Annotated in this window: 22 protein-coding genes; 3 read left to right on the top strand and 19 right to left on the bottom strand. The window is 71.6% G+C overall.

What is annotated here, in order from left to right; all coding sequences use genetic code 11:
* The 11 genes from ABZ297_RS39180 to ABZ297_RS39130 all read right to left on the bottom strand — a co-directional run.
* Positions 1–1,568, bottom strand: a 1,568-nt coding sequence (locus tag ABZ297_RS39180; protein ID WP_355357070.1) for a DEAD/DEAH box helicase, incomplete at its 3' end; no start/stop codon positions are given.
* 310 nt (positions 1,569–1,878) lie between these two features.
* A complete protein-coding gene (locus tag ABZ297_RS39175; protein ID WP_355357068.1) occupies positions 1,879–2,241 on the bottom strand; it encodes a metal-sulfur cluster assembly factor in 363 nt (120 codons plus the stop codon).
* Entirely contained in the window at positions 2,238–2,678 is a 441-nt protein-coding gene (sufU, locus tag ABZ297_RS39170; RefSeq protein WP_355357066.1) for a Fe-S cluster assembly sulfur transfer protein SufU, read from the bottom strand. Before sufU ends, ABZ297_RS39175 begins: the two co-directional genes overlap by 4 nt.
* A 2-nt stretch (positions 2,679–2,680) precedes the next feature.
* Positions 2,681–3,958, bottom strand: coding sequence for a cysteine desulfurase (locus ABZ297_RS39165; RefSeq protein WP_355357064.1), 1,278 nt, complete (start codon positions 3,956–3,958; stop codon positions 2,681–2,683).
* Entirely contained in the window at positions 3,955–4,701 is a 747-nt protein-coding gene (gene sufC / locus ABZ297_RS39160) for a Fe-S cluster assembly ATPase SufC (protein ID WP_355357062.1), read from the bottom strand. The genes ABZ297_RS39165 and sufC overlap by 4 nt, the downstream gene beginning before the upstream one ends.
* Before the next feature lie 5 nt (positions 4,702–4,706).
* The gene (locus tag ABZ297_RS39155; protein WP_355357060.1) at positions 4,707–5,024 is read right to left on the bottom strand and encodes a non-heme iron oxygenase ferredoxin subunit; all 318 of its coding nucleotides are present in this window, start codon (positions 5,022–5,024) and stop codon (positions 4,707–4,709) included.
* Positions 5,021–6,142, bottom strand: coding sequence for a Fe-S cluster assembly protein SufD (gene sufD, locus ABZ297_RS39150; protein ID WP_355357058.1), 1,122 nt, complete (start codon positions 6,140–6,142; stop codon positions 5,021–5,023). The genes ABZ297_RS39155 and sufD overlap by 4 nt, the downstream gene beginning before the upstream one ends.
* A complete protein-coding gene (gene sufB / locus ABZ297_RS39145; protein ID WP_355357056.1) occupies positions 6,142–7,554 on the bottom strand; it encodes a Fe-S cluster assembly protein SufB in 1,413 nt (470 codons plus the stop codon). The genes sufD and sufB overlap by 1 nt, the downstream gene beginning before the upstream one ends.
* A complete protein-coding gene (locus ABZ297_RS39140; protein ID WP_355357054.1) occupies positions 7,551–8,252 on the bottom strand; it encodes a metalloregulator ArsR/SmtB family transcription factor in 702 nt (233 codons plus the stop codon). Before ABZ297_RS39140 ends, sufB begins: the two co-directional genes overlap by 4 nt.
* A 91-nt stretch (positions 8,253–8,343) precedes the next feature.
* A complete protein-coding gene (locus ABZ297_RS39135; RefSeq protein ID WP_355357052.1) occupies positions 8,344–9,561 on the bottom strand; it encodes a multidrug effflux MFS transporter in 1,218 nt (405 codons plus the stop codon).
* A 95-nt stretch (positions 9,562–9,656) separates the two neighbouring features.
* A complete protein-coding gene (locus ABZ297_RS39130; RefSeq protein ID WP_355357050.1) occupies positions 9,657–10,433 on the bottom strand; it encodes a VOC family protein in 777 nt (258 codons plus the stop codon).
* A 236-nt stretch (positions 10,434–10,669) separates the two neighbouring features.
* Here ABZ297_RS39130 and ABZ297_RS39125 point away from each other — a divergent pair, with 236 nt between their 5' ends.
* Both ABZ297_RS39125 and ABZ297_RS39120 read left to right on the top strand, forming a co-directional pair.
* A complete protein-coding gene (locus ABZ297_RS39125) occupies positions 10,670–11,578 on the top strand; it encodes an ABC transporter ATP-binding protein (RefSeq protein WP_355357048.1) in 909 nt (302 codons plus the stop codon).
* 40 nt (positions 11,579–11,618) lie between these two features.
* Positions 11,619–12,386, top strand: coding sequence for an ABC transporter permease (locus tag ABZ297_RS39120; protein ID WP_355357046.1), 768 nt, complete (start codon positions 11,619–11,621; stop codon positions 12,384–12,386).
* A 237-nt stretch (positions 12,387–12,623) separates the two neighbouring features.
* On the opposite strand, the gene ABZ297_RS39115 is transcribed toward ABZ297_RS39120, so the two are convergent.
* Complete coding sequence (locus ABZ297_RS39115; RefSeq protein WP_355357044.1) at positions 12,624–13,652, bottom strand: MFS transporter; 1,029 nt, start codon at positions 13,650–13,652, stop codon at positions 12,624–12,626.
* A gap of 165 nt (positions 13,653–13,817) precedes the next feature.
* On the opposite strand from ABZ297_RS39115, the gene ABZ297_RS39110 reads away from it, so the two are divergent.
* Positions 13,818–14,735 (top strand): EamA family transporter, encoded by a 918-nt coding sequence (locus ABZ297_RS39110; protein WP_355357042.1) that lies wholly within the window; start codon positions 13,818–13,820, stop codon positions 14,733–14,735.
* A gap of 6 nt (positions 14,736–14,741) precedes the next feature.
* Here ABZ297_RS39110 and ABZ297_RS39105 read toward each other — a convergent pair whose 3' ends face one another.
* From ABZ297_RS39105 to ABZ297_RS39075, 7 genes are read right to left on the bottom strand one after another with little or no spacing between them, the layout of a single operon-like run.
* Complete coding sequence (locus ABZ297_RS39105; RefSeq protein ID WP_355357040.1) at positions 14,742–15,419, bottom strand: GntR family transcriptional regulator; 678 nt, start codon at positions 15,417–15,419, stop codon at positions 14,742–14,744.
* 14 nt (positions 15,420–15,433) lie between these two features.
* Positions 15,434–16,375, bottom strand: coding sequence for an ornithine cyclodeaminase family protein (locus ABZ297_RS39100; RefSeq protein ID WP_355357038.1), 942 nt, complete (start codon positions 16,373–16,375; stop codon positions 15,434–15,436).
* 16 nt (positions 16,376–16,391) lie between these two features.
* A complete protein-coding gene (locus ABZ297_RS39095) occupies positions 16,392–17,363 on the bottom strand; it encodes a proline racemase family protein (protein ID WP_355357036.1) in 972 nt (323 codons plus the stop codon).
* A complete protein-coding gene (locus ABZ297_RS39090) occupies positions 17,360–18,361 on the bottom strand; it encodes a proline racemase family protein (protein WP_355357034.1) in 1,002 nt (333 codons plus the stop codon). The genes ABZ297_RS39095 and ABZ297_RS39090 overlap by 4 nt, the downstream gene beginning before the upstream one ends.
* Positions 18,358–19,251, bottom strand: a complete 894-nt coding sequence (locus ABZ297_RS39085) for a dihydrodipicolinate synthase family protein (RefSeq protein WP_355357032.1) — start codon at positions 19,249–19,251, stop codon at positions 18,358–18,360. The genes ABZ297_RS39090 and ABZ297_RS39085 overlap by 4 nt, the downstream gene beginning before the upstream one ends.
* Positions 19,248–20,714 carry an NAD(P)/FAD-dependent oxidoreductase gene (locus ABZ297_RS39080; protein ID WP_355357030.1) on the bottom strand — a complete coding sequence of 489 codons (1,467 nt, stop codon included), beginning with the start codon at positions 20,712–20,714 and terminating at the stop codon, positions 19,248–19,250. The genes ABZ297_RS39085 and ABZ297_RS39080 overlap by 4 nt, the downstream gene beginning before the upstream one ends.
* The gene (locus ABZ297_RS39075) at positions 20,711–20,911 is read right to left on the bottom strand and encodes a 2Fe-2S iron-sulfur cluster-binding protein (protein WP_355357028.1); all 201 of its coding nucleotides are present in this window, start codon (positions 20,909–20,911) and stop codon (positions 20,711–20,713) included. Before ABZ297_RS39075 ends, ABZ297_RS39080 begins: the two co-directional genes overlap by 4 nt.
* Positions 20,912–20,996: the final 85 nt, after the last annotated feature.

The raw sequence follows: 20,996 nt of genomic DNA, 5'->3' as shown, positions 1-20,996 counted from the left end.
TCGTCACCCGCGCCGAACGGCCGGTCGCCGTCGTCGCGACGCCCCGCGGTGAACGGACGCCCGCCGTCCTCGTGACGCCGGGCCTGGGACGACCGGTCACTGTCGTCGTAGCGACGCGCAGGACGGTCGCTGTCGTCGTAGCGACGCGCAGGACGGTCACTGTCGTCACGACGACGCGCCGGACGGTCGCCGTCCTCGTGGCGCCTGGGGCGGCGGTCGTCGCCGGAGGCGAAGCGGCGCTCGCCGTCGTCGTGCCTACGCGGACGGCGCTCACCGTCGAACTCGCGGCGCGGACGGCGGCCACGGCGCTCGGAGCCGCCCTCGCGGCGCGGACGCAGCGGCTTGCGGACGTCGGGCTCCCAGACCGGGACGGCCTCGCCGCTCGGCACGCGGGCGCCCGTCACCTCGGCGACCCGCGGGTGCCCCGGGGTGGCCTTGAGCCGGAACGGGTGGATGCCCGCCCGCCGGGTGAGCTGGTCGGTGGAGCGGCGCTCGCTGGGGAGCACCAGCGTGACGACGGTGCCCTTCTCCCCGGCGCGGGCGGTGCGGCCGCCGCGGTGCAGGTAGCTCTTGTGGTCCTGCGGCGGGTCGACGTGCAGCACCAGGCTGATGTTGTCGACGTGGATGCCGCGGGCGGCGACGTCCGTGCAGACCAGGACGTTGATCGCGCCCTCGCGGAACTCGGCGAGGATGCGGGTGCGCTGGTTCTGGCGCTTGCCGCCGTGCAGGCCGCCGGACTTGACGCCGACCCGGGCGAGCTGCTTGCACAGCCGGTCGACGCCGTGCTGGGTGCGGACGAAGATGATGGTCCGGCCCTCGCGGTTGGCGATCTCGGCGGTGACGTCGAACTTGTCGTCGCGGGTCACCTGCATCACGTGGTGCTCCATCGTGTCGACCGGGGAGGTCGCGGGGGCGACGGAGTGTGTGATCGGGTCCTTCAGGAAGCGCCGCACGAGCTTGTCGACGTCGCCGTCGAGCGTGGCGGAGAACAGCAGGCGCTGCCCGTCGGCGGGGGTCTGCGCGAGCAGGTCGGTGACGACGGGGAAGAAGCCGAGGTCGCACATGTGGTCGGCCTCGTCGAGGACGCTGACCTCGACGTCCGACAGCGAGCACTCGCCCTGGCGGATGAGGTCGCCGAGACGGCCGGGGGTGGCGATGACGATGTCGACGCCGCGGCGCAGCGCCTCGATCTGCTTGCCCATGGACATGCCGCCGACGACGACCTTCATGCGCAGGCCGAGGCCGCGGCCGAGCGGCTCGAGCGCGTCGTGCACCTGAAGGGCCAGCTCGCGGGTGGGGACCAGGATCATCGCCCGCGGACGGCCGGGCGCGGGGCGCGTGCCGGCGAGGCGGGCCATGGTGGGCAGGCCGAAGGCGAGCGTCTTGCCGGAGCCGGTCTGGCCGCGGCCGAGGACGTCGGCGCCGGCCAGCACGTCGGGGATGGTCGCGCTCTGGATGGGGAACGGGCTGTCGATGCCCTGCTTGGCCAGCCCGTTGACGAGCGGCTTCGGCAGGCCGAGAAGCTCGAACTCGGACGGCCCCTCAGGGGCGGTCTCGATCTCGGGCATGGCAGCATCAAGCATGGTCACGAAGTTCGTGCCTTTCAGTCGAAGTGGCGCGTCACTTCTGCGAAAGGACGAGCCGGGACGTACGGCCGTGCCGTACACATTTCGGTGCGCCCGCCATCGGGACGGGAGGGGAGGGGGTACACCAGGGCGCCGGCCGCAGGCGGCGTGAGACGCGCGATGATGCGTCAGGTGTACATGGTGCCAACGCGGGAATTGTTACGGGTATTCCCGCGACAGGACCCGGACCTTCCGGAAGCCCTCGGCACGCTGAAGCGGCTGACGCGGACGCGTCAGCCGTACAGCTCAAAGATCAGACGTTAAAGCCTAGCATACGGAGCTGCTCCCGACCTTCATCGGTGATCTTGTCGGGGCCCCACGGCGGCAGCCAGACCCAGTTGATCTTGACGTCGGAGACCATGCCGTCGAGCGCCGAGTGCGCCTGGTCCTCGATGACGTCCGTCAGCGGGCAGGCGGCGCTCGTCAGCGTCATGTCGATGGTCGCCACGGGGTGGCCGCCGTCGGCCGGGTCGAGGTTCAGCCCGTAGATCAGGCCGAGGTCGACGACGTTGATGCCGAGCTCGGGGTCGACGACGTCCTTGAGCGCCTCCATGACCTCCTCGACGGTGATGTCACCGTCGAACGCGGTCGTCGGGGTCTCCACCGGCTTGCTCATCGCGCAGCACTCCTCACCACAGCGTCCTTGTACGCCATCCAGGACAACAGCGCGCACTTCACGCGCGCAGGGAACTTGGCCACGCCCGCGAACGCGACCGCGTCGCCGAGCACGTCCTCGTCGGCTTCCACCTGCCCCCTGCCCTGCATGAGGCGGGTGAACTCGTCGACCACGGACAGGCTCTCCTCGACCGTGGAGCCGGTGGTCAGCTCGTGCAGCACGGACGCGGCGGCCTGGCTGATGGAGCAGCCCTGGCCGTCGTAGGAGACGTCCTCGATCTTGCCGGCGTCGCCCACCCTGACCCTGAGCGTGATCTCGTCGCCGCACGTCGGGTTCACGTGGTGAACCTCGGCGTCGTACGGCTCGCGCAGCCCCCGCCCCTGCGGGTGCTTGTAGTGCTCCAGGATCAGCTCCTGGTACATCGACTCGCCGATCATGGCTATGCGAACACCTTCTGAACGTGGTGGAGGCCGCGCACCAGAGCGTCGATCTCGCCCGTGGTGTTGTACAGGTAGAACGACGCCCGCGTGGTCGCCGGTATTCCGAAGCGCAGGTGCAGGGGGCGTGCGCAGTGGTGCCCGACGCGGACGGCGATGCCGAAACTGTCGTCGAGAATCTGCCCGACGTCGTGCGGGTGAATCCCGTCGAGCGTGAACGACAGCGTGCCGCCGCGCCGCTCCAGCGAGTCGGGGCCGATGAGGCGCAGCGTGGGCACCTCGCGCAGCGCGTCGAGCGCGTACGCGGTCAGGGAGCGCTCGTGCGCCTCGATGGCGTCCATGCCGACGCCGGTGAGGTAGTCGACGGCCGCGCCGAGGCCGATCGCCTCGACGATCGGCGGGGTGCCCGCCTCGAACTTGTGCGGGACGGCCGCGTACGTCGAGTGGTCCATCCAGACCGCCTCGATCATCTCACCGCCGCCCAGGAACGGGGGCATGGCGTCGAGCAGCTCGGCCCGGCCCCACAGCACGCCGATGCCCGAGGGGCCGACCATCTTGTGGCCGGTGAAGGCCACGAAGTCGACGCCCAGCTCGGCGACGTTCACCGGGTGGTGCGGCACGGACTGGGAGGCGTCGAGCATGACGAGCGCGCCCACCTCGCGGGCCCGCCGCAGCACGTCGGCGACCGGGTTGACGGTGCCGAGCACGTTCGACTGGTGCGCGATGGAGACGATCTTCGTCCGCTCGGTGACCAGCTCCGAGAGGTTGGACAGGTCGAGCCTGCCGTCGTCGGTGACGCCGAACCACTTCAGCGTCGCGCCGGTGCGCTGCACGAGGAGCTGCCACGGCACGATGTTGGAGTGGTGCTCCATCTCGGAGATGACGATCTCGTCGCCCGGGCCGAGCGCGAAGCGCGGGTCCGCCTCGCCGGAGGCCCCCCACACGTGCTGCCCGAAGGAGTAGGCGACCAGGTTGAGCGCCTCGGAGGCGTTCTTGGTGAAGATCACCTCGTCGCGCGACGGGGCGCCGATGAACGCGGCGAGCTTGTCGCGCGCGCCCTCGTACGCCTCGGTCGACTCCGAGCCGAGCACGTGCAAGGCCCGCCCGACGTTGCTGTAGTGCATCGCCAGGTGCTCACGCATGGTCTCGATGACCGAGGTGGGCTTCTGCGAGGAGTTGCCCGAGTCCAGGTAGACGAGCGGGCGCCCGCCGGGCAGCTCGCGGGAGAGAACCGGGAAGTCCTTCCTGATCCTCTCCACGTCCAAGCTGGTGGAACTCATGCAGACGCCTTCGTGTACTGCTCGTAGCCCTCGGCCTCGAGCTTCTCGGCCAGCTCCGGCCCGCCCTCCTCGACGATCCGGCCGCCGGCGAAGACGTGGACGAAGTCGGGCTTCACATAGCGCAGGATGCGGGTGTAGTGCGTGATCAGCAGCACGCCGGTCTCGCCGGAGGCGCGGAAGCGGTTGATGCCCTCCGACACCACGCGCAGCGCGTCGACGTCCAGGCCGGAGTCGGTCTCGTCGAGCACCGCGATCTTCGGCTTGAGCAGTTCGAGCTGGAGGATCTCGTGCCGCTTCTTCTCGCCGCCGGAGAAGCCCTCGTTCAGGTTGCGCTGGGCGAAGGCGCCGTCGATGGACAGCGCGTCCATGCCGTTCTTGAGGTCTTTGGCGAACTCGCGCAGCTTGGGCGCCTCACCGCGGGTGGCCGTGACGGCCGAGCGCAGGAAGTTCGACACCGACACGCCCGGAACCTCGACCGGGTACTGCATGGCGAGGAACAGGCCGGCGCGGGCGCGCTCGTCGACGGACAGGGCGAGCAGGTCGACGCCGTCGAGCAGCACATGGCCGCCGGTGATCGTGTACTTGGGATGACCGGCGATCGCGTAGGCGAGCGTCGACTTGCCGGAGCCGTTGGGGCCCATGATGGCGTGGGTGTGGCCGGACTTCACGGTCAGGTTGACGCCGCGCAGGATTTCCTTGTCCTCGACGGCGACCTTCAGGTCACGGATCTCAAGGGTGGGCATGTTGCTTATGACTCCTTCGAGAGCGAGACGAGGACGTCATCGCCGTCGATCTTGACTGTGTAGACGTTCACGGGCTTGGTCGCGGGCGGGCCTGTCGGCTTGCCGGAGCGGACGTCGAAGCACGAGCCGTGCAGCCAGCACTCCAGGGTTCCGTCGTAGACCTCTCCCTCGCTGAGTTTCACCTCGGCGTGGGAGCACACGTCGTGCAGGGCGAAGACCTCCTCGCCCTTGCGCACCAGCGCGACCGGGGTATCGCCGACCTCGAGGCCGATGACGCCTCCGTCGGGGATGTCCGCGACCCTGCACACCTTCTCGAAACTCATCGCGCGAGCTCCGCCTCCACTGCCGCGAGCACGCGGTCGCGGATCTCCTCGATCTGGATCTTCTCGATGAGCTGGCCGAGGAAGCCCCGGATGACCAGGCGCCGGGCCTCGTCGTAGGGGATGCCGCGGGCCTGCAGGTAGAAGATGTGCTCGTCGTCGAGGCGGCCGGAGGCGCTGGCGTGGCCCGCGCCGGCCACCTCGCCGGTGAGGATCTCCAGGTTCGGCACCGAGTCGGCGCGGGCGCCGTCGGTGAGGAGCAGGTTGCGGTTGAGCTCGTAGGTGTCGGTGCCCTCGGCCTCGACCCTGATGATCACGTCGCCGATCCACACCGTGTGGGCGTCCTCGCCCTGCAGGGCGCCGCGGTAGTCGACGTTGCTCTTGCAGTTGGGCTGGGAGTGGTCGACCAGCAGGCGGTGCTCCAGGTGCTGGCCCGCGTCGGCGAAGTAGACGCCGGACAGGTCGGCGTCGCCGCCGGGGGCGGTGTAGGACACGCTGGGCGACAGCCGCACCAGGTCGCCGCCGAGCGTCGCCGCGAAGCCGCGGAAGGTGGCGTCCTTGCCCAGCTGGGCGTGGTGGTGCGAGACGTGGACGGCGTCGTCGTCCCAGTCCTGCAGGCTGACGACCCTGAGCGAGGCGCCGTCGCCGACGACGAACTCAACGTTGTCGGCGTAGACGGCGCTGCCCTTGTGGTCGAGCACCAGCACGGCCTCGGCCAGCGGCTCCACCCGGACCACGATGTGGCCGTAGGCGGCGCCATCGCCGCTGCCGGTGAGCGTGAGCACGGTCGGCTTGGACGTGACGGCCTCGCGCGGCACCGTGACGACGGTCGCCTTCTCGAAGCTGCTGTAGGCCTGCGCGCTGACCCGGTCGCCGGGCACGTACGCCTGGCCGACGCGTGGGTCGTCGCGCCCGACCGTCTCGACGGTGACCTCGGGGGCGGCGTCGACGTCCACCACGACGTGCCCGGCCCCGCTGGCCGTGCCGTTGTGCAGGCCCTTCAGCCGCGACAGCGGGGTGAACCGCCACGCCTCCTCGCGCCCGGTCGGGACGTCGAAGTCGCCCAGGTCGTAGGACGCCTTCTCGTGCAGGGTCGACAGGGGCTTCTCGTTCAGGCCCATCAGCCGACGGCTCCTTCCATCTGCAGCTCGATCAGCCGGTTCAGCTCGAGCGCGTACTCCATGGGCAGCTCACGCGCGATCGGCTCCACGAAGCCGCGCACGATCATGGCCATCGCCTCGTCCTCGTTGAGCCCGCGGCTCATGAGGTAGAAGAGCTGGTCCTCGCTGACCTTGGAGACGGTCGCCTCGTGGCCCATGCGCACGTCGTCCTCGCGGACGTCGACGTAGGGGTAGGTGTCGGAGCGGCTGATCTGGTCGACGAGCAGCGCGTCGCACTTGACGGTGCTGGCGCTGCCGTGCGCGCCCTCCTCGATCTGCACGAGACCGCGGTAGGAGGTGCGGCCGCCGCCGCGCGCCACCGACTTGGAGATGACGCTGGAGCTGGTGTTGGGAGCCAGGTGCACCATCTTGGAGCCGGCGTCCTGGTGCTGGCCCTCGCCCGCGAACGCGACGCTCAGGGTCTCGCCCTTGGCGTGCTCGCCCATCAGGTAGACGGCCGGGTACTTCATCGTGACCTTGGAGCCGATGTTGCCGTCGATCCACTCCATGGTGGCGCCCTCGTAGGCGACGGCGCGCTTGGTGACCAGGTTGTAGACGTTGTTCGACCAGTTCTGGATGGTCGTGTAACGGCAGCGGGCGTTCTTCTTCACGATGATCTCGACGACCGCGGAGTGCAGCGAGTCGGACGAGTAGATCGGCGCGGTGCAGCCCTCGACGTAGTGCACGTAGCTGTTCTCGTCGACGATGATCAGGGTCCGCTCGAACTGGCCCATGTTCTCGGTGTTGATCCGGAAGTAGGCCTGCAGCGGGATCTCGACCTCGATGTTCGGCGGCACGTAGATGAACGAGCCACCGGACCACACGGCGCTGTTGAGCGAGGCGAACTTGTTGTCGCCCACCGGGATGACCGAGCCGAAGTACTCCTTGAAGAGGTCCTCGTGCTCCTTCAGGCCCGTGTCGGTGTCGAGGAAGATGACGCCCTTCTCCTCAAGGTCCTCACGGATCTTGTGGTAGACGACCTCGGACTCGTACTGGGCGGCGACACCGGCGATGAGGCGCTGCTTCTCCGCCTCGGGGATGCCGAGCTTGTCGTAGGTGTTCTTGATGTCGGCGGGCAGCTCGTCCCACGACGCGGCCTGCTTCTCGGTGGACCGCACGAAGTACTTGATGTTGTCGAAGTCGATGCCGGTGAGGTCAGAGCCCCAGGTGGGCAGCGGCTTCCTGTCGAACAAGCGGAGGCCCTTCAGGCGAAGGTCGAGCATCCACTCCGGCTCGTTCTTCAGCGCGGAGATGTTGCGGACGACCTCCTCGGACAGGCCTCGCTTGGCCGCCGCGCCCGCGGCATCCGGGTCGGCCCAGCCGAACTTGTAATTCCCGAGGCCTTCCAGCTCCGGGCGGTCGGTGACAGTCACCTTCCGGTCTCCTTGCTCTTGTCTCTATGTGCGGGATCACCCAGCGATTGCGGGCTCACATGCGTCGTGCAGACACCGTCGCCGTGGGCGATGGTGGCCAGACGTTGCACCGGGGTGCCGAGGAGCTGCGCGAACGCCTCCGTTTCGGCCTCGCACAGCTGCGGGAACTCCGCCGCCGCGTGCGCCACCGGGCAGTGGTGCTGGCAGAGCTGGTCGCCGCCGAACACGGCCTTGCTGGCCGAGGCGGCGTACCCCTCTGCCGACAGCGCCTGCGCCAGCACCTCTACCCGCTGGTCTGCCGGCACCGTCCGCATGACCGGCTCCAGCCGGCTCAGCAGGCCGGAGACCTGCGAGCGGGCGAAGTCGGCCACGGCTTCCTCGCCCATGCGCTCGGCCAGGAAGCGTAGCGCGCTCCCGGCCAGGTCGTCATAGGCGTGCTCGAAAGCACTGCGCCCCGCGTCGGTGATGGCGAACAGCTTGGCCGGCCGTCCGCGCCCGCGCTGCCCGCGCGGACGCACCGTCCGGGGCTCTATCATCCCGTCGGCGAGCAGCGCGTCGAGATGACGGCGGACGGCGGCGGGCGTGAGCCCGAGCCGCTCGCCCAGCGCGGCGGCCGCGACGGGACCGTGCTCAAGGATCAGCCTGGCGACGCGCGCACGGGTGCTGCGCTCGCTGCCATGGTCGATCGAAGTGGGCACGTTTTTCACAACATCAGTGTGCCGTAATTCCTTCCCAGTTCACAAATGGATCCGGGAAGCCGGTCAATGCAATTTCTCACGCAGGTAAGCCTTACCTAATACGGCGCCCGAGCAGGGTGAACGTGAGCGCAGAGCAGGCGAACAGGCCCAGCATGACCGTGGCCATCGGCACGGCCGTCCCCGAGCCCACGAGGCCCACGAGGGGCGCGGCGACCGCGCCCAGCGCGAACTGGAGCACGCCGAGCAGCGCGGACGCCGCCCCGGCGACCTGCTGCGGCTGGCCGGCCAGGGCGAGCGCGCCGGTGCCCGGCAGCACCAGGCCCTGGCCGCACATGATGACGAACAGGGCCGCGACGATGCCGCCGAGCCCGAGGCCGGTGGCCGCGGCGGCCAGCAGCAGCGCGCCTCCCGCCGCCGCGACGACCAGGCCGATAGAGACGAGCCGGGTCGGCGCCACCCGTCCGGACAGCCGCCCGCCGAGCTGGGCCATGATCGTCAGGCCGAAGGCGTTGAGGCCGAAGATGAGCGAGTACTGCTGGGGCGTGGCCCCGTACACCTCCTGCAGCACGAACGGCGAGCCGGAGATGTAGGCGAACATGGCGGCGAAGGCCAGGCCGGCCGTGAGCGCGCTGCCCATGAACGCGCGGTCGCGCAGGAGCCGCCAGAAGGTGCGCACGGTGTGCCCGAGCCCGCCGCCCTCCCGCCGCTCGGCGGGCAGCGTCTCGCGGACCCCGCCCAGCACCGCCAGCAGCAGCACGACCCCGGCGATGCTCAGCGTGACGAACACCCCGCGCCAGGACGTGAACGTGAGCAACTGGGCGCCCGCGATCGGGGCCAGGATCGGCGCCAGGCCGCTGACGAGCATGAGCGTGGCGAAGATGCGCGCGATGGCCGCCCCTTCGTACAGGTCGCGGACCACGGCGCGGACGATGACCAGGGCGGCCCCGCCGAGGACGCCCTGGAGCAGGCGGAGCACGATCAGCGCGGGTACCGAGGGGGCGAACGCGCACAGCAGCGAGGCCAGCGCGTACCCGGCGACGCCGACGAGCAGCGGCGTCCTGCGCCCGCGCACGTCGCTGACGGGCCCGGCGACCACCTGGCCGACCGACACGCCGATGAGGCAGGCGGTCAGGGTGAGCTGCACCTGGGCCGGGGCGCTGAGCATCTCGCCGGCGATGGCGGGCAGCGCGGGCAGGTACATGTCGATGGAGAGCGGGCCGATGGCCGACAGCGCTCCCAGGATGAGCAGAAGCAGTCCGCGGCGGCTCTTTCGGTTGACGACGGGTTGCGCGGCTTCCGCCACGGACATGCGTGGACCCCTCTCCCTCACAGGCTGGTGTGACCCATGAGGGCCGAGGGGTCAAACCGGGATAAGGTCCTCCGAATTCCCAGTCATCAGATATTTCATCCGGTTTCGCTCAGCTGGATCATGGAGAAGGGCGCGCCCTGCGGGTCGACGCACATCGCGAACCGTCCGGCGGGCGTGTCCATGGACTCGACGAGCACGTTCGCGCCGAGGCGGCGCGCGTCGCGGACGGCGCGGTCCAGGTCGGCGACCGCGAAGTACACCATCCAGAAGGAGGGCGTGTCAGGCGGGTAGTCGCCCGGCATCTCGATCATGCCCCCGATGCTGTCGCCGCCGAGCTGCCACTCGGTGTAGGCCATGCCGCCCAGGTCCTGGGTGTTGGGCGTCCAGCCGAAGACGGAGGAGTAGAACCGCTCGGCGGCGGGGACGTCGCAGGAGACCAGCTCGTTCCAGCAGAACGAGCCCGGCTCGTTGACCAGCTGGGCGCCCTTGTGGTTGCCCGCCTGCCAGACCGACACGAACGACTGGTCGGGAGCCTGGAAGATGGCCATCGTGCCTTCCTCGAAGATCTGCATCGGCTCCATGACGACTGTGCCACCGGCGTTCTTGACGCGGTCGGCGGTGACCGCGGCGTCATCGGTGGCGACGTAGGTGTTCCAAGCCGACGGCATGCCCTCGCCGCTGACCGGGCCGACGCCCGCGACCTTGTCGCCGTCGTACACGAACTGGCCGTAGCCCCCGGCCTCGGGATCGTCGATCATCTCGGCCTGCCAGCCGAAGAGTTGTCCGTAGAACCGCACGGACCCGTCGACGTCCGTGCTCGACAGGTCCACCCACGACGGGACGCCTGGCGCGAATCCCCTGTGTTGTGACATGTCAACCTCCAGTGACCTTGGGCTCCATTTCAGACTTTCACCCCTCTCACCGGCTCACGGGGCAACGCATGGTCAACACCTGTCCATATCCGGCCACCATTTCAGCGCCGTCCCAGCGCCGTCCCAGCGCCGTTCCAGCGCCGTCCCAGCGTCGTTCCAGCGCCGCTTTCGCACCCGCCCAGCACTGCCGCGGCCTGCCAGCATGACCACTGCCCGCAGTCCCTAGACTCGTGGCCATGGAATCCCCAGCCGTCGAGACCACCGGCCTGGTCAAGCGATACGGCGGCACGACAGCGGTCGACGGCCTGTCGCTGCGCGCCGCGCGCGGCGCGGTGACCGCCATCCTCGGCCCGAACGGCGCGGGCAAGACGTCCACGGTGGAGATCTGCGAGGGGTTCCGCAGGCCCGACGGCGGCACGGTGCGGGTGCTCGGCCTGCCGCCCACCCGGCCCGAGCTGAGGCCGCGGGTCGGCGTGATGCTGCAGGCGGGCGGCGTGCCCCCCGCGATGCGCTGCGCCGAGTGGCTGTCACTGGTCTCCCGCTTCTACGCGCACCCGCTCGACGCCCGGGCGCTGCTGTCGCGGCTGGGCCTCGACGAGCACGCCCGCACCCCGTACCGCCGCCTGTCCGGCGGGCAGCAGCAGCGGCTGTCGCTGGCCGCGGCCGTGATCGGCCGGCCCGAGCTGGTCTTCCTCGACGAGCCGACCGCCGGGCTCGACCCGCAGGCCAGGCACGCCTGCTGGGAGCTCGTGGGCGAGCTGCGCTCGGCGGGCGTGTCGGTGGTGCTGACCACGCACCACATGGACGAGGCCGAGCGGCTGGCCGACCAGGTGGTCATCATCGACCGGGGCGGCATCGTCGCCGAGGGCAGCCCGGCGTCGCTCACGGGGGCGGCGCGCCAGCTGCGCTTCCGGGCGCGTCCGGGGCTGGCGCTGGACGAGCTGCTGAACGCGCTGCCGGCGGGTAGCGCGGCCAAGGAGTCCCCGGCGGGTCACTACATCATCGAGGGCCACGTGGGGCCCGAGCTGCTGGCCACCGCCACCGCCTGGTGCGCCGCCGAGGGCGTCGCCGCCGACGACCTGAGCATCGAGCGCCGCACGCTGGAAGACGTCTTCCTCGAACTGACCGGCAGGGAACTGCGATGACCGCCCTCGTCCTCCTCGAACCGACAGGCAGGGAACCGCGATGACCGCCCTCGACTTCACCCCCGCGCCGGGAGCCGCGCCGTTCCCGCGCATGGTGCTCGCGCAGGCGGGCGCCGAGGTGCGCGCGACGCTGCGCAACGGCGAGCAGCTCCTGCTCACCCTGATCATCCCGGTGCTGCTGCTGGTCGGCTTCTCACTGGCGCCGCTGATCGACATCGGCGGCGGCAGCCGGGTGGACTTCCTGGCGCCGGGCGTGCTCGCCCTGGCCGTCATGTCCACGGCGTTCACGGGGCAGGCGATCGCGACCGGCTTCGAGCGCCGGTACGGCGTGCTGAAGCGGCTGGGGGCGACCCCGCTGTCCAGGGCGGGGCTGATGCTGGCCAAGACCGTCGCCGTGATCGCGGTGGAGGCCATCCAGGTCGTGGTGGTCGTCGCCGTGGCGCTGTCGCTCGGCTGGCATCCGCACGGCTCGCCGCTGGCGGCCGCGCTGCTGGTACTGCTGGCCACCGCGGCGTTCTCCGGCCTGGGCCTGCTGATGGCGGGCACCCTCAGGGCCGAGGCGACCCTGGCCGCGGCCAACCTGGTCTACCTGGTGCTGCTGGGGGCCGGCGGCGTGATGTTCCCGCTGTCGAAGTTCCCCTCGGGGCTGCGGCACGTGCTGGAGCTGCTGCCGATCTCGGCGCTGACGAGCGGCCTGCGCACGGTCCTGACGGGCGGAGGCGCCCTGCCGCTGGGGGCGCTGGCGATCCTGGCCTGCTGGGCGGCCCTGACGCTGGTCCTGGCCGCCCGCACCTTCCGCTGGGAGTAGGCGCGACGGACGCGGCCCCAACCGGCTGCAACGACGAGTGCTTGACCTCCCCCCCTCCTGAACGAGAGGGATTCCCACGGTCACCCGTGAGCCTTCCTGCTTCACCGCCGACCGCCTGCCGGAGAGAGGAACTCACCTTGAGGTCTTACACCGGCTCCACAGGCGTTTCACCTCTCCGCTAGCCCAGCGGCGAGGACACCAACAACCGTTCCTTCGGCAGCTTGGATATCGCCGCCGTCACACACAGTACCGAGCTCTGCGACACTGCGCAGCGTTTCCTCCCCTGCCTGAAGACGGAGGTTTCCACGCTCGAGGAGTCTCGATGAACGACCAGCCGCCGCCGAGTAGCAACGCGGTCACGGCGACCGTCGCCAGGCTCACATTCATGGTCACGATCACGTACCCGGCACACAACTGGGCCCCGCCGACGGCGATCAGCACGGGGGCCGGCCACCGTCCCGACAGGCGCTTGACCAGCTGCGAGAACAGCCACAGCCCCAGCCCGTAGGCGGCGGTGGCCAGCCCGGCGACGGCCGTCGCGACCCCGTGGTGCACCAGCGCGGTGGCCAGGAAGGCCATCGTCCCGAGCAGGACGGCGCCCTCGACGAAGGCCAACGCGAACACCAGCAGCGCCCACGGCTTGCGCAGCACCGCGCCGACGTGCCTGCCCAGCCCGCCGATCGGGGCGCGAGGCGGCTCGGGCAGCGCGCGCAACGCGACGGCGCAGGCCAGCGCGCAGGCGGCCGGGACGATGAACACCACCCGCCAGTCGAGGACGTCGGCGAGCACGCCGCCGAGCCCGGTCGCCACCGCGGTGCCGAGCGCGGCGGCGGCCATCAGGTCGGTGAGGGCGCGCTGCCGCACCCGCGCCTCGACGGTGTCGCCGACGTACGTCAGCGAGGTCGGGATGACCGCGCCGAAGCAGGCGCCCACCACGATCCGGCAGCCGATGAGCGCGCCGAGCACCGGCATCGCCGCCGACACCGCCCCGGCCAGCGCCGCGCCGAGCAGCGCCACCCGCATCACCCGGACCCGTCCGAACCGGTCGGACAGCACCCCCCACAGCGGCTGCGACAGCCCGTAGGCGAGGAAGTAGCCGCTGGCGGCGGCCACCGCGGCGGCCAGCGGGACGCGCAGGTCCAGCGCGATCAGCACCAGCATGGGGGTGACGGCGAAGCGGTCGAAGCTGCTGACGAAGGAGGCGATGGCCAGGGCGCGCGGCGGCCGGGTGAGGGTGAGGGGGACGGGTGGTGCTGGTGCGGTCATCCCTCCATCGTCGTGGGACGGTGCCCGGTGATCCAGATACCCGTTGTACCCCCCTCCCGAAGCGCGGGCCCCGCACACCGATCCGCCGGCCGTGTGGACCTCGGTGGCGGACGGATCGGCGGGGTTCAGTACCCTCTGCGTAGTTCATGGCCAATGAGGAGTACCGTGACCGCCTTCGCCCTTGACGATCCGTACGACCGCCGCTCCGGCCTGCCCCGGCCGGGCAGCCTGCTCCGCACGGCCGCCGACTCCATCCCGCCGTCCGGGCTGGTGCTGCTGGCGATCGTTTCGGTGCAGCTCGGCGCGGGGTTCGCGAAGGAGCTGTTCTCGGCGCTGCCGCCGAGCGCGGTGGTGTTCGTGCGCATCGCGGCCGGCGCGCTGATCATGGGCGCGGTGGCGCGGCCGAAGCTGAAGGGGCTGTCCTGGCGGGACTGGGCGATCGGCCTGGCCTTCGGCGCGACGCTGGCGGTGATGAACCTCTCGTTCTACGAGGCGCTGTCGCGGCTGCCGCTGGGCATCACGGTGGCGATCGAGTTCCTCGGGCCGCTCGGGGTGGCCGTGGCGGCCTCGCGCCGCCGGATCGACCTGCTGTGGATCGGGCTCGCGGCGGCCGGCGTGGCCCTGCTCGCGCCGTGGGGCGAGGCGGCGTCGGTGAGCTGGGTCGGCATCGGGTTCGCCCTGGTTGCGGGCGCGGGCTGGGCGGCGTACATCCTGCTGTCGGCGGCGGCCGGGCGGCGCTTTCCCGGTACGTCCGGGCTGTCGTTCGCGATGATCGTCTCGGCCGTGCTGATCGCTCCCGTCGGCATCACGACGGGCGGCGCCGACCTCCTGCAGCCGCACCTGCTGCTGATCGGGCTGGGCGTGGGCCTGCTGTCGTCGGTGATCCCGTACTCGCTGGAGATGCAGGCGCTGCGGCGGATGCCCAAGGAGGTGTTCGGCATCCTGATGAGCCTGGAGCCCGCGGTGGCGGCGCTGATCGGGGTGCTGGTGCTGGGCGAGATCCTGCACGTGCAGCAGTGGGCGGCGATCGTGTGCATCGTGGCCGCGAGCCTGGGCTCGACCCGCAGGGCCAAGAAGGGGTAAGGGCGGCTACTCGGCGTCGGGGTCGGCCCAGATGCCGCGGACGTGCTGGATGTGCTTGCCCATGATGTGCCTGACCGCCTCGCCGTCGCCGCTCTTGAGCGCGTCGAGCAGGGCCAGGTGCTCTCTGGCCGAGTCGGTGAGCGTGCCGCGCTGCGACAGCTGCGACAGGCCGTACAGGCGGGCCCTGTTGCGCAGGTCGCGCACCACGGCGACCAGGTGGGCGTTGCCCGACAGGGTCAGCAGCTCGACGTGAAAACGCAGGTCGGCGTCGACGTAGGCGAGCAGGTCGCCGCGTTCCGCCGCGTCGACGATCTCCTGGGCGAAGGGCCGCAGCCGTTCGAAGTCGTCGGCCCGCGCCGCGTCGGCCAGGCGGCTCACGGTCGGCACCTCGATGAGCTGGCGGATCTCGGTCAGCTCGTCCAGGTCTCGCTCGGACAGCTCGGTGACCCGGAAGCCCTTGTTACGCACCGCCTCGACCAGGCCCTCCTTGGCCAGGTCGAGCATGGCCTCGCGGACGGGCGTCGCGGACACGCCGAACTGCCCGGCGAGCACCGGCGCCGAGTACACCACTCCCGGGCGCATCTCCCCCGCGACCAGCGCGGCACGGAGCGCGTGCGCCACCTGTTCGCGCAGGCTCTGCCGTTCCCCCACCATCGGCAGGTCCAGCCGGCCCTCGACAGCCATCGGCCCATCCCCTCCTACGTCCACGCCTCGTATGCGGCGGCGGCGACCACGAGGTCCTCCCACGCCATGCCCGTGCTCTTGAAGACGCGGGGCCCGGCCCCCGCGGCCACCCGCCCAGCGACCAGCTCGGCGAGGTTCCCGGCGAGGTGATCGGTGGTGATCGTACCGTGGCGTAGCGGAATGACGACATCGCCTGCCTCGGCCAGTGCCGCCGATCGGGCCTCGACGACGAGGGTGGCGCGGGCGACGAGGTCGTCGTCGAGCTCGCGGGCGTCTGGCTCGTGCGACCCGACCGCCACCACGGTGGCGCCGTCGGGGGCGAGTTTACCTGGGAAGAGCGGCTCTCTGGCGGTGGTGCAGCAGGCGATCAGGTCCGCCCTGGCGACCGCCTCGCCGACCTGCTCGCCGGAGGCGGGCAGCACGAGGGTCTCCAGGCCGCGGGCGCGGCAGCGGCCGGCCAGGGACTCGGCGCGTGAGCGGTCGCGGCCGACGAGGGTGACCCGCTCGACGGGGCGAACCTCCGCCAGGGCCAGGACGTGGCCCCACGCCTGCGGGCCGGTGCCGAAGACCAGCAGGTCGCGGGCGTCGGGGGCGGCCAGGTGGCGGACGGCGAGCGCCGAGACCGCCGGGGTGCGCAGTGAGGTGAGCGCGAGGCCGTCCATGGCCGCGAGCGGGGTGAGGGTCTCGCCGTCGAGCAGCAGGTACGTGCCCTGGATGCGCGGCAGGCCGCGGCCGGGGTTGGCGGGCGCGACCGTGACGGCCTTGAGCCCGGCGTACCGTCCGGCAGCGGCGGGCATCAGCAGGAGCTGCCCGGCGGGCAGCTCGACGATGGGCCGCCGCGGCGTGTCCTCCGGGTCGAGACCGGCCCGCAGCGCGTCCTCCAGGATCTGGACGGCACGCGCCACGGGTACCAGCCGCTCGATGGCGGTGGCGTCGAGGTAGGGCAGGGAGTTCATCGCATCCAGGTCGGGGTCAGCGGAGGGTGAAGCCGGTGCCGATGGGGTCGTCGGGGTCGAGCTCGAAGGCGTGCCTGCCGGTGCGGTAGGCCATGCCTTCGATCTCGGGGATCACGCCCCGCCCGGCCACGCCGGTCACCCGGGCGCGGAAGGTGGTGCCGACGATGCCGTCGTGGATCAGGGTGCCACGGAAGCCGTCCTCGTGCAGCAGGGCGAGCCTGGCGGCCGTGCCCGAGCCGCACGGCGAGCGGTCCACCTCGCCGTCGGCGAACACCGTGACGTTGCGCTGGTGGCCGTCGCCGTCGAGCTCGTCGTAGAAGATCACGCCGTAGACGCCCGACAGCCGGTCGTCGTCCGGGTGCCGCGAGGCCGGGTGGCCCGCCAGGTCCGCCTTGATGCGGCGGGCGTGCGCGATCAGCTCCGTCAGGTGCTCGGGCCGCACGCTCAGGCCGAGCGCGGCGGCGGGCACGGACGCGTAGATGGCCCCGCCGTAGGACAGGTCCGTCGTGGTTGCGCCGGCGGGGACGCCGCGGGCGATCACATACGACGGGACGTTGACGAACGTGACGGACTGGATGCGCCCGCCCGAGCTGCGCACCCTGGCGGTGACGCGGCCGGAGGGGACGTCGATGACCACGTCGCTCTCGCCGTCGGGGTCCGCCTTGACCAGGCCCTCCTGGACTGCGTGGACGCCGAGCGCGATCGTGCCGTGGCCGCAGGCGGTGGAGTAGCCGTCCTTGTGCCAGAACAGCACGCCGAGGTGGGCGCCCGGGTCGTCGGGCGGCACCAGGAAGCAGCCGTACATGTCGGCGTGGCCGCGCGGCTCGTGGCAGAGCAGCCGCCGAACGCCGTCCACGGTGGGGTCCAGGGTGGGGTCCGCCGCGTTGGCGCGGCGGTCGAGGACGGTGGCGCCGGGGATCTCCGGCACGCCGCCGGTGACGACCCGGAAGGGCTCACCGGCGGTGTGGTAGTCGATCGTGGTGATCACAGTTCGAACCCTTCGGGGAAGGGGTCGCGAGGGTCGAGGAAGTACTGGGCGGTTCCGGTGACCCAGGCGCGACCGGTGATCGACGGGACGACCGCGGGCCTGCCGCCGACCGTGGTCTCCTCCAGCAGCCTGCCGACGAAGCGGGTGCCGATGAACGACTCGTTGACGAAGTCACTGCCCAGGCCCAGCTCGCCGCGGGCGTGCAACTGGGCCATGCGGGCGCTGGTGCCGGTGCCGCACGGCGAGCGGTCGAACCAGCCGGGGAAGATCGCCATCGCGTGCCTGGAGTGCCGGGCGTCGGAGCCGGGCGCGGCGAAGTAGACGTGGTGGCACCCGCGGATCCGCTCGTCCTCGGCGTGGACGGGCTCGTCGGCGGCGTTGATGGCGTCCATGGTCGCCAGGCCGGCGGCGAGGATCTCGTTCTTGGCCTTGCGGTCGAACGGCAGCCCGTAGGCGTCCAGGTCGACGATGGCGTAGAAGTTGCCGCCGTAGGCCAGGTCGTAGCGGATGTGACCGAAGCCGGGCACCTCGACCTGCGCGTCCAGCCGGTCGCTGTAGGCGGGGACGTTGCGCAGGGTCACCGACATGGCCATGCCGTCCTGCACCGCCACGTCCACCACGACCAGGCCCGCCGGGACCTCCAGCCGCACGGTCGTGACGGGCTCGACCACCTCCACCATGCCGGTCTCGACCAGGACGGTGGCGACGCCGATCGTGCCGTGGCCGCACATCGGCAGCAGCCCCGAGACCTCGATGAACAGCACTCCCCAGTCGGCGTCCGGCCTGGTGGGCGGCTGGAGGATGGCGCCGCTCATGGCGGCGTGGCCGCGCGGCTCGTTCATCAGGAGCCTGCGGATGTGGTCGAGGTTGTCACGGAAGTAGACACGCCGCTCGGCCATGCTGGCGCCGGGGATCACGCCGACTCCGCCGGTGATCACGCGGGTCGGCATGCCCTCGGTGTGGGAGTCGACGGCGTGGAAGACCCGGCGGGTCCTCATCGCAGGCCCTCCGCCAGCACCTTCTCCGTCGCGGCGCGGACGGCCGCCGCCTGCTCCTCGGTCAGCGGCACTCGCGGGTGGCGGCTGGGGCCGCCGTACCGGCCGGCGAGGTCCATGGACAGCTTGATGGCCTGGACGAACTCGGTCTTGGAGTCCCAGCGCAGCAGCGGGTGCAGCGTCTTGTAGAGCGGCAGCGCGGTGTCGAGGTCGCCGGCGACGGCGGCGCGGTACAGGGCGACGTTGGAGGCGGGCAGCGCGTTCGGGTACCCGGCGATCCAGCCGACGGCCCCGGCCAGCGCCAGTTCGAGCAGCACGTCGTCGGAGCCGATCAGCAGGTCCAGGCCGGGGGCCAGCTCGGCGATCTCGTAGGCGCGGCGCGGGTCGCCGGTGAACTCCTTGACCGCCACGATCAGGCCCTCGTCGAACAGCCTGGCCAGCAGGGCCGGGGTGAGGTCGACCTTGGTGTCGTAGGGGTTGTTGTAGGCCACGATCGGCACGCCCGCCTTGGCCACCTCGCGGTAGTGCTCCACGACGGCCCGCTCGTCGGCGCGGTAGGAGTTGGGCGGCAGCAGCAGCACCGAGCCGCAGCCGGCCTCGCCCGCCCGCTCGGCCCAGCGGCGCGACTCGTCGGCGCCGTACGCGCCCACGCCGGGCATCACGTTGCGCCCGCCGACGGCCTCGACGGCGGTTCGCATCACCTGCACCCGCTCGTCGGCGGTGAGGGTCTGGTACTCGCCCAGCGACCCGTTCGGCACCACGCCGTCACAGCCGTTCTCCACCAGCCACCGGCAGTGCCCGGCGTAGCCGTCGAAGTCGACCGACAGGTCCTCGCGCAGCGGCAGCGCGGTGGCGACCATGACGCCGTGCCAGGGCTTGATCCGATCCGTCATGAAACAGGTCCTCCGTTACGGGGTTTGCTGTGGGTGCTGATGTCGGGGGTGGGGCTGGTGTCAGCGGTGGGGCCGGTGTGAGGGGTGGGGCCGGTGTCGTCTTGGGAGCCGATGTCGGCGCTGGGGTCCAGCGCGGCGAGCGCCCCGAGGCTGACGGGCTGGGCGATGGGACGCCGGGGCGGCTGGGGCGGCTCTCCGGCCAGGCAGGCGACGGCGTGGCCGCAGATGCGGCCCTGGCACCAGCCCATGCCGGGCCGGGCGAGCAGCTTGATCGACCGCGCGTCGGTGGCGCCGAGCGCCTGCGCCTCGCGGATGCGCGACAGCGGCACCTCCTCGCACCGGCATACCAGCGTGTCATCGCGCAGCCACCCCTGCCAGCCGGGTCTGACCGGGTATGCCCGCTGGAGCGCCTCGCCGAACGCGCGCAACCTGCGCCGTCTGCGGGTCAGCAGACCGGGGACCGGCCCGGGGTCGCCCCCGCGGGCGGCGGTGACGGCGAGGCCGGCGATGCGGCCCTCCAGCTCCGCCAGGTGCCGGCCGCCGACGCCGGTGGGCTCGCCCGCCGCCCAGACCCCGTCCACCGAGGTCCGCTGCGCGGCGTCCACGTCCAGGACGGGGCTGCCGTCCACGTCGGCTCGGGTGCGGCAGCCGAGCTGGACGCCCAGCTCGATCTGCGGGACGAAGCCGTATCCGAAGGCCAGCGTGTCGCACTCCAGCTCGCGGGTGGCGACGACGTTCCAGCTGGGGTCCAGGCGGGCGATGGTGACGCCTTCCAGCTCGTGCTCGCCGTGCGCGGCGACCACCGCCTGGCGGGTCCGGTACGGCACCCGCCTCCTGACCAGCTCAAGGCCGTATCCGGCGGCCTCGCCCAGCTTGCCCGCGGCCAGCATCGGGTGCCTGGCCAGGCCGAGCCCGCCGTTGGCCTCGTACACGCCCAGCACGTCGGCGCCCGCCCCGGCGAGGCCCGCCGCCACGGGCAGCAGGAACGGCCCGGTGCCCGCTACGACGATCCGCCTGCCGGCGACGACGTTGCCGCCCTTGAGCAGCGCCTGCGCGCCGCCGGCCGTGAGGACGCCGGGCAGGTCCCAGCCGGGGAACGGCAGCGGCCGGTCGTACGCCCCGGTGGCGATCAGCAGGTCCCGGCACAGGACTGCGACGTTGCCGCCGGGCGTGACGCACTGGACGGCGAACACTCCGTCGTCCTGCCTGGACACGGCCCACACCTGGTGCTTGAGCAGGAGGTCGGCGCGCTCGCCGAGGGCCCGTCCCTGCCGGAGGAACCGGTCGAACCCGGCCGCGGCGTGCCCGGCGCCGGGGTCGGCGGGGTGGCGGAAGTACTGGCCGCCGAGGCGGGCGCCCGAGTCGACGAGCGCGACGCGCAGCCCGCCGAGGGCCGCCGCGAGGGCTCCGGCCACTCCGGCGGGGCCGCCGCCGATCACCGCGAGATCGTAGGTGTCCGTCATGCGCCCGCTGCCTCCTCGACCGGCCCCTGCTTGACCGGCCCCTCCTTGACCGGCGCGGTCGTGACCGCGTCGCCCGGCTCGGCCTCCAGCAGGCAGGCGCGCTCGGGAGGGCGGCCGTTGACCGTGACCAGGCAGTCGAAGCAGACGCCGATGCCGCAGAACAGCCCGCGCGGGCGCCCGCCGAACCGGTCCGTCACGAGTGGGACCATAGACGGGTTTGGAAACGCTCGATGGAAGGCTTTGATCGGTGAGGCGGCTACTCACGGTCCTGCTGCTGGCCTG

It is taken from the genome of Nonomuraea sp. NPDC005983, assembly GCF_040614375.1.
In the GTDB taxonomy this organism is placed as follows: domain Bacteria; phylum Actinomycetota; class Actinomycetes; order Streptosporangiales; family Streptosporangiaceae; genus Nonomuraea.
Note: the sequence above shows the minus strand (reverse complement) of the source record. Positions and strands in the feature narration are given on the sequence as shown.

What these genes read in the sequence shown, in the direction of transcription:
- ABZ297_RS39175 (WP_355357068.1), bottom strand. Translation starts at nt 2,241, where the DNA reads ATGAGCAAGCCGGTGGAGACCCCGACGACCGCGTTCGACGGTGACATC.
- sufU (WP_355357066.1), bottom strand. Translation starts at nt 2,678, where the DNA reads ATGATCGGCGAGTCGATGTACCAGGAGCTGATCCTGGAGCACTACAAG.
- ABZ297_RS39165 (WP_355357064.1), bottom strand. Translation starts at nt 3,958, where the DNA reads ATGAGTTCCACCAGCTTGGACGTGGAGAGGATCAGGAAGGACTTCCCG.
- sufC (WP_355357062.1), bottom strand. Translation starts at nt 4,701, where the DNA reads ATGCCCACCCTTGAGATCCGTGACCTGAAGGTCGCCGTCGAGGACAAG.
- ABZ297_RS39155 (WP_355357060.1), bottom strand. Translation starts at nt 5,024, where the DNA reads ATGAGTTTCGAGAAGGTGTGCAGGGTCGCGGACATCCCCGACGGAGGC.
- sufD (WP_355357058.1), bottom strand. Translation starts at nt 6,142, where the DNA reads ATGGGCCTGAACGAGAAGCCCCTGTCGACCCTGCACGAGAAGGCGTCC.
- ABZ297_RS39135 (WP_355357052.1), bottom strand. Translation starts at nt 9,561, where the DNA reads ATGTCCGTGGCGGAAGCCGCGCAACCCGTCGTCAACCGAAAGAGCCGC.
- ABZ297_RS39130 (WP_355357050.1), bottom strand. Translation starts at nt 10,433, where the DNA reads ATGTCACAACACAGGGGATTCGCGCCAGGCGTCCCGTCGTGGGTGGAC.
- ABZ297_RS39125 (WP_355357048.1), top strand. Translation starts at nt 10,670, where the DNA reads ATGGAATCCCCAGCCGTCGAGACCACCGGCCTGGTCAAGCGATACGGC.
- ABZ297_RS39120 (WP_355357046.1), top strand. Translation starts at nt 11,619, where the DNA reads ATGACCGCCCTCGACTTCACCCCCGCGCCGGGAGCCGCGCCGTTCCCG.
- ABZ297_RS39115 (WP_355357044.1), bottom strand. Translation starts at nt 13,652, where the DNA reads ATGACCGCACCAGCACCACCCGTCCCCCTCACCCTCACCCGGCCGCCG.
- ABZ297_RS39105 (WP_355357040.1), bottom strand. Translation starts at nt 15,419, where the DNA reads ATGGCTGTCGAGGGCCGGCTGGACCTGCCGATGGTGGGGGAACGGCAG.
- ABZ297_RS39100 (WP_355357038.1), bottom strand. Translation starts at nt 16,375, where the DNA reads ATGAACTCCCTGCCCTACCTCGACGCCACCGCCATCGAGCGGCTGGTA.
- ABZ297_RS39090 (WP_355357034.1), bottom strand. Translation starts at nt 18,361, where the DNA reads ATGAGGACCCGCCGGGTCTTCCACGCCGTCGACTCCCACACCGAGGGC.
- ABZ297_RS39085 (WP_355357032.1), bottom strand. Translation starts at nt 19,251, where the DNA reads ATGACGGATCGGATCAAGCCCTGGCACGGCGTCATGGTCGCCACCGCG.
- ABZ297_RS39080 (WP_355357030.1), bottom strand. Translation starts at nt 20,714, where the DNA reads ATGACGGACACCTACGATCTCGCGGTGATCGGCGGCGGCCCCGCCGGA.